This window comes from Endozoicomonas sp. YOMI1, from assembly GCF_024606345.1.
GTDB lineage: Bacteria > Pseudomonadota > Gammaproteobacteria > Pseudomonadales > Endozoicomonadaceae > Endozoicomonas.
Map to the genome: position 1 here is coordinate 1 of NZ_JAHHPM010000318.1, position 6,706 is coordinate 6,706.

The following is a 6,706-nucleotide window of genomic DNA, read 5'->3' on the forward strand; positions in this document are numbered from 1 at the left end:
GATTTCAACGAATGATTTCAGCTCATAAAGCCTCCCACATTCTCAGGCTTAGCCTCTCGCGGGGAACGAGGTGACTGTGAATGTATAACAGCGCTTGGCTTAGGGTTTATTACACTCATTTTTGCCCAATATCGGCCCCAAGCGGCGGGATAAGCCATGACGGTTTTTCGCAAACAGTTCGTATCCAAGGTCGGCAAGACAGGCAACTCCCGGCCAGCGTAAAGGGGCTACCAAACACCCCATACCGACAGCCTCCCAGGCCGCCAGGGTTGCATCCACACCCTTGACTACACGGCCATCACCCAGCTTCGCGTGAATAACCCGGTCGAGTTCTGCTACGTCAAACTCCGGATATTTTTCCTGAAAATTATCCTGTCTAATATCAACCAGCTTAAGTAAGCCTTTGCGGTTCTTTTTAGCCAGATGATCAATTTCACGCATACACAAAGGGCATTCGCCATCGTAGAAAAGCGTAACAGGCAGTGATATTTCTGTTCTTTTTAGCACCATAACCGTGATCACCGAAGGTAAATGACTTTTTGACTGAAAGAGGGCATAAATTAGCATGTTGGCTGTTTCTACGACCCGGATAATGCGCCAGATCAAACAACCGGAGGATATTACTTATTAGCACAAACAATGCGAACCATTATCATTTAGGTTATTGAACACCTTTTATGCTTCGAGTAACCTACGCTGCTGTTATTAGGTCATTCAACACTATTACTGTTACTGGTCATGCCTAAAAACGCTTTCTTCACATTGCTGATATCCATTGCGGCCCATGTGGCCGTGGTGGTTGCGCTGGCGCACCAGGAAGCTGAGCCCAGAACCATCCATATGGGTTCTATCCAGGCACCGGTTTCCCTGAGCTTTTCGACGGTCAGCCAACCTGAACCACCGGTCAAAGAGCCAGTTGTTCAGGAAGAACCTGAGCCTGAACCAGAGGTTATCCAGAAACCGATAGAGAAGGCCAGGCCCATTCTTAAAAAGGAAGAACCCAAGCCAGAGCCGGTAAAGAAAAAACCGGAAAAAGTTGCCGAAAAGCCCAGGCCCGTTGAGAAGAACAAGCCTGAAGTTACTGAGCCTGTAATGGAGAAAACCGTTACCGAGAAAAGCCAGTCCCCCGGACTGAGTAACGAGCCAGTGATGATGACCGAGCCGGAAATCCGTGACTGGGTTGAGCCCCGCTACCCGAAACTGGCTCAACGGAGAAATCAGCAGGGCGTGGTGATGCTCGATGTGATTGTTGATGAACGAGGTAATCCGATCACTGTCGACGTTCTTAAGTCATCCGGCTACCCCGTGCTGGATAAGGCAGCCATTGATGCCGTTAAGCGCTGGTCATTCAAACCAGAGCAACGTAATGGCCGATTTATCAAATCCCGGGTGCATATCCCCGTCGCATTTGAAATCAGTTGATTAAGCAAACCATTTGATACTTAGCAGGTAACGCCATGTTGACAGAACATCTTGCATCACTGGGGATCATGGCCTGGCCATTACTGATCACCTCTTGCCTTGGACTGGCCATGATTCTTGAGCGGCTGGTGACCTATGCCCTGCTGCCATCCATGAACCGCAAGGGGATGACAGCACTGTTTAATGAAGTGCGTCAATGCTGTGGCAGCGAGAAGCACGCCCAAAGCAAGGACATCCTTTGGCAGCATCTCTGTCAAGGCAAAGGCATTCGTCAGGGCGTTGCGGTACTTTTGAGCCACAGTTCCCGAGAAAAGTCGATGCGTGAAGAAGTGGCTGGCCTGTGGCTGCTGAAGCAGAAGCGTAGCCTGAATGCCTGGCTGAAGCCGTTGATGCTGATTGGTGTGCTGGCCCCAATGCTGGGTCTGCTTGGTACCGTATTGGGTATGATCGATATGTTCCGTGATATTGCAGCCGCTGCCGGCCCGGTTACTCCGGATGTTCTGGCTGCGGGCCTGTGGCAGGCGATGTTTACCACTGCGTTCGGTTTGATCATCGCGATTCCAGCCCTGGCGGCGGCTCACGGTTTTGGTGTCTGGGCTAACCATTATCTTTCTAAACTGGAGTTTGCCCTGAATCACACCAACCTGCTGCTGGAAGGTCTGACTATGGACGACGATGGTTTAGCCGCTGCGCCTTCAGCACCTGCCGTTAAGGGTTTGACGGTAAAGGATAGTGCCAGCTCAGATACTGGCCAGCCTGAAATCATCAGTGCCGGAGCAGTAGCGGCATGATTCGCATCAACGATATTGATGAAACCAGCGCATCACTTTCCATGGCGGATCTGACGCCGCTGCTGGATGTGGTGTTTATCGTCATGGTGTTTCTGCTGTTCACCACCAATGTACCGACGCTGAGTCTGCCGGTGGAACTGCCCCGGGCAACCCAACAGGAAGTCCCTTTAACCACCACGCCAAAAACGCTGACCGTCAGTATTCTGGAACAGGGTGAGCCCTGGGCTATTGGTGAACAGAAGTTTGATCAGTGGGAAGTATTCGCTACCACTGTGCTGAAGAAGGTTAAAGAAGCTCCCGGTACCATTGTACTGATTGCCGGTGATAAAGATGCCCCACTGGGCAATCTGGTCAAGCTGATGATGTTTTTCAGCCAGCACAAGATTGAAGCTGCACAGGTGCTGATGGAACAGGAAAATGGCAAAGGCGACCCATGAAGAAAACCTTTAAACCACTGCTGGCCACCGTAGTGGCTGTTTCTGCAGCCATGGGACCAATGTCAACCCTGACCCAACTGAAAAGTGCCGGTGTTGAGGTGGAAGCCCTGGGGCGATGTTGCACCGTCTCTGGCGAAATCTTTTTACTTAGGCCAAGGTAACCCATCCTCCAATGAGTCGTAACCCTCAGGGGGCACTGCTGTTAACCGTACTGGCAATCCTGCTGCCAGTCGTGGTGATTGTGTCCATTGGCGTTGGCGCTGTACCCATTCCCGCAGGCGATATTCTGACCATACTGTTTGACCGACCGGGTTTATCCGACAGCACGATCAGCAGCCAGTCAGCGCTGATTATTGAGTCCATTCGTTTACCCAGAACACTGCTGGGGCTGATTGTCGGTGGCTCACTGGCGGTGGCCGGTGCATCCATGCAGGGGCTGTTCAGAAACCCACTGGCTGACCCCAGTATTGTTGGTGTATCCAGCGGTGCGGCCCTGGGTGCGGGTATTGCTATTGTCCTGGGTGGCCTGCTATTTACTGGCGCTCCATCCCTGGTACAAAGCTTCAGCGTTTCCATTCTGGCCTTTGCTGGTGGTGTGCTGTCCACCTGGCTGGTTTATAAAGTCGGTACCACCAACAACGGAACCTCAGTGGTCACTATGCTGCTGGCTGGCGTGGCGATCAATGCCCTGGCCGGTGCCGGTATGGGGATGTTGAACTACGTAGCGGACGATACCATGCTGCGTAACCTGACCTTCTGGCAGATGGGCAGCCTGGGTGGTGCCACCCGGGACCTGGTGATTATCTGTGCCACGCTATTAATCCCGGTTGTCCTGATTCTTGGTCGTTACGGTCTGGTGCTTAATGCGCTGCTGCTTGGTGAGTCAGAAGCCCGCCATCTGGGCATTGATGTCCAGAAGGTCAAGCTGACACTGATTTTCCTGACGGCCCTGGCCGTGGGTGTTTCCGTTTCCGTCAGTGGTTTGATCGGCTTTGTGGGGCTGGTAGTGCCTCATCTGATTCGCCTGGCGGTTGGCCCGGACCATCGTATTCTTTTGCCAGCCTCTGCCATGCTGGGCGGTATTCTGTTACTGGTAGCGGATATGATTTCCCGCACCATTGTCGCCCCGGCAGAACTTCCCATCGGTATTGTTACTGCCTTGATGGGTGCCCCTTTCTTCCTGTCACTGTTGTGGCAGCAACGTAAAAGGATTGTCTGATATGGCCTCTGGTCAGGAAAACGCAGCGGTAAACACGCTGGAAGTTCAGGGCATATCGGTGCAGATCGGAGACAGGCACCTGCTTCAGGACATTAATCTGACCCTGAAGCCCGGAGAAGTGGTTTCGGTACTTGGCCCAAACGGTGCTGGTAAAAGTACCTTGATGAAAGTCATCAGTGGTGAGAGAAAGCCATCCAGTGGACTAGTACTGGTTAATGGTCGCAATGACTGGCCACTGAACCAGCAGGCACTGATGCTCGGTGTTTTGCCTCAGTCATCCTCATTGAGTTTTCCCTTTACGGGGCAAGAAGTCGTCCTGCTAGGCCGAATTCCCTGTGCCAGTCACCATGATGAAAACCTGATGATTACCCGGGAAGCGCTTAACAAAGTCGATGGCTTACACTTGAAGGATCGTCATTACACCACCCTTTCCGGTGGTGAACGCCAGCGTGTTCATATGGCGCGGGTATTAGCTCAGATCTGGGACGAAAGCCCTTATGGCCAGCGTTACCTGTTGCTTGATGAGCCTACATCGGCACTGGACCCGGCCCATCAACAGCTGACCCTGAAAATGGCCAGACAGGAAGCAGATCAGGGTATCGGCGTTATGGTCATCATGCACGACCTGAATCTGGCAGCGCGATATTCTGACCGGATTGTGATCCTCAGGAATGGAGAAATGGCTGCAGAAGGCACGCCCCACCAAGTACTGACTCCGGAAACTATTGGACAAGTGTTCGATATTGAAGTCAGTGTATCTGAGCACCCGGCCTATCACTGCCCACTGGTCGTAAACCATTAATTGCGTGTTGCAATTCAAACCAGGCCATATTTTGTCAGACAACAAACATTACCCTCCTGCAAGCACCGGCTGTCGGTTCCATTGTTCAGCCTTATTCCCGACAGTAATCTGACTCTTTGGCGCAAGGCCATGGGCAAAGGTCTCAAATACCCGGGATATATATTTTTCCAGGGAACGCAGCCCCGGGTCTTGATCCGTTTCAATAAAGTCATGAATCATGTCGTAACCACTCTCTGGTAAGGTGAAATCCGCAAAAAGCTTACCTGCCGACCGATAACGCCTTTCCTTATTTGGAACCATAATTTCAAAGGCAATTTTCTGTTTCGCCCTGCTATCAAAACCGTCAAATACGACTTTATCCAGTCTGGAGGCAATGGCCTCAAGCTCAGGATCCTGGGCACTTAACTCATGAATATCACGGTTACCCGCAAGAATGATGGTGTCAGGCAAACGTACTTCTGTTTTCAGGTAGGGACTGTAGTAAGAACGATTCGACGGATCGAGCAACTTCAACATAAATGACAGCACATCTTTGCTTTTCTCATTTCCGGAGATGAATAGCCGATCGAACTCATCAATCATCAGAACTTGATTATGGTGATTAATATCCTGGCTTGAATCGGTACGTGCAATGATAGCATCAAGAATTCTGCCGGCCCTGGCATTGGCACTTTCAAAAGGGGTTCCGACAATATCATCAATGGTGGCACCATCGAGATTGACAACGGCAAGGTTAGTCCCCATCGCTTCAGCCAACTGTCTGGCTGCATAGGTCTTGCCGGTGCCCGGTACCCCTAAAAAATAAATCGGGTAATGGCTATCATAGATTGAGGAATCCGTCTGCTGATAAACCAGCTCAGAGTGGGCAAACCGTTTTAACCGATCGGCCACGTGGGTTGGATAGTCCCGCAGAGCCTCATCAATTTTCTCTTCGTCATACACCAGTTCTTTGGAATAAAACGGAAGTCTTAACGCTTTATCCAGAATTTTCTGCAACCGGCTGAGTGCTTCACCGCCTGGGCTTCGCCAGAAACTGTAAAACAGCTCATCCTCAATGTAATGTTGCGTGCGTTTATCCAGAAATGCTTTCTTTGCACCGTAGGCCAGAATCAAATTCTCCTCGGCAAGCTTTGGCGCAAATATTCCGTAATAAACATTCATAGTAAATGGAATAGCTGTCGCCACTGTTAATCCGATGCCCATTCCAATAGCCGCGGAAACTAACACGGAACTAAAAGCCGAGCCGGTCATCATAAATTCCGAAATAGCTTCTTTGTACGAAAGCGCTGTTCCACCCACGATTAAAGCAGGAACATAAAACGCCAGATAGGGTAACGACTCATACAGGGAATACTCCTTCAGTACCCAGTCATACTGTCGTTTTGCTTCAGCACGGCCTGCTCTTACTTGAGCATCAATGGGTTGACCAGCATATCCTGAGACGTTAAGACGATCAAAAAAACGGTTGTTTGCCATATATTGTCTGACATAGCTGATGTGTAATTTATCCGGTGTTACCGCAGCCTCATCTGCCAGAGCAATAGGGCACAAAATAATAGACACTAAAAAGGAAATACAAAACTGCCTGAACTGCTTCATCAATTTTAACCTTATTAACCTTGATTGATTTACCCTTTGAATAGACAACATTTTCTTAATCAAAGTTCCATGGCATCTATTTTTGGCATCTATTTTGCCGTGTCTATTTTGCGATGGGACACCCACCGACCTGACCCCAGAGCAGATTATCCGCCTTGGCAATGTTCGGTTTGCCCGGCCAAACCATGGATGACCGGGAGCAGGATCTACACCTTTGTGCAATCCAAAGCCCATGGTGTGGATCTTTATCAGCTCATTTTGCTGGGCTCCAGCCGGATGAGGCATTGGATTGACAAAGGTTCCCTGCCAGAACCGGCCAGCTCACCGGAGTGCGCGGAAATGTTCCGCCGGGGAGTTGATATCCTTGTCTCCCACTAAGTAGGGCTTGTTGCAGTTAACGAAAACCTATCTATAGTTACTCGAACCTATTCAAAAT

9 protein-coding genes are annotated in these 6,706 nt (G+C 50.4%); 7 read left to right on the forward strand and 2 right to left on the reverse strand.

Annotated features, from left to right (window positions below):
• Positions 1-99 precede the first annotated feature (99 nt).
• A complete protein-coding gene (locus KDK15_RS11355; protein ID WP_257295469.1) occupies positions 100-567 on the reverse strand; it encodes a thiol-disulfide oxidoreductase DCC family protein in 468 nt (155 codons plus the stop codon).
• 171 nt (positions 568-738) lie between these two features.
• Here KDK15_RS11355 and KDK15_RS11360 point away from each other — a divergent pair, with 171 nt between their 5' ends.
• From KDK15_RS11360 to KDK15_RS11385, 6 genes are read left to right on the forward strand one after another with little or no spacing between them, the layout of a single operon-like run.
• Positions 739-1,422 (forward strand): energy transducer TonB, encoded by a 684-nt coding sequence (locus tag KDK15_RS11360; RefSeq protein ID WP_257295470.1) that lies wholly within the window; start codon positions 739-741, stop codon positions 1,420-1,422.
• A 35-nt stretch (positions 1,423-1,457) separates the two neighbouring features.
• Positions 1,458-2,213 (forward strand): MotA/TolQ/ExbB proton channel family protein, encoded by a 756-nt coding sequence (locus KDK15_RS11365; protein ID WP_257295471.1) that lies wholly within the window; start codon positions 1,458-1,460, stop codon positions 2,211-2,213.
• The gene (locus KDK15_RS11370) at positions 2,210-2,650 is read left to right on the forward strand and encodes a biopolymer transporter ExbD (RefSeq protein ID WP_257295472.1); all 441 of its coding nucleotides are present in this window, start codon (positions 2,210-2,212) and stop codon (positions 2,648-2,650) included. Before KDK15_RS11365 ends, KDK15_RS11370 begins: the two co-directional genes overlap by 4 nt.
• Positions 2,647-2,811, forward strand: a complete 165-nt coding sequence (locus KDK15_RS11375) for a hypothetical protein (RefSeq protein ID WP_257295473.1) — start codon at positions 2,647-2,649, stop codon at positions 2,809-2,811. The genes KDK15_RS11370 and KDK15_RS11375 overlap by 4 nt, the downstream gene beginning before the upstream one ends.
• Positions 2,812-2,822: 11 nt before the next feature.
• Positions 2,823-3,869, forward strand: a complete 1,047-nt coding sequence (locus tag KDK15_RS11380) for an iron ABC transporter permease (protein ID WP_257295474.1) — start codon at positions 2,823-2,825, stop codon at positions 3,867-3,869.
• A gap of 1 nt (position 3,870) precedes the next feature.
• Positions 3,871-4,671, forward strand: coding sequence for a heme ABC transporter ATP-binding protein (locus KDK15_RS11385; protein WP_257295475.1), 801 nt, complete (start codon positions 3,871-3,873; stop codon positions 4,669-4,671).
• A 48-nt stretch (positions 4,672-4,719) separates the two neighbouring features.
• On the opposite strand, the gene KDK15_RS11390 is transcribed toward KDK15_RS11385, so the two are convergent.
• Complete coding sequence (locus KDK15_RS11390; protein WP_257295476.1) at positions 4,720-6,270, reverse strand: AAA family ATPase; 1,551 nt, start codon at positions 6,268-6,270, stop codon at positions 4,720-4,722.
• 69 nt (positions 6,271-6,339) lie between these two features.
• Between KDK15_RS11390 and KDK15_RS11395 the strand changes: the two genes are divergently transcribed.
• Positions 6,340-6,648 carry a hypothetical protein gene (locus KDK15_RS11395; RefSeq protein WP_257295477.1) on the forward strand — a complete coding sequence of 103 codons (309 nt, stop codon included), beginning with the start codon at positions 6,340-6,342 and terminating at the stop codon, positions 6,646-6,648.
• Positions 6,649-6,706: the final 58 nt, after the last annotated feature.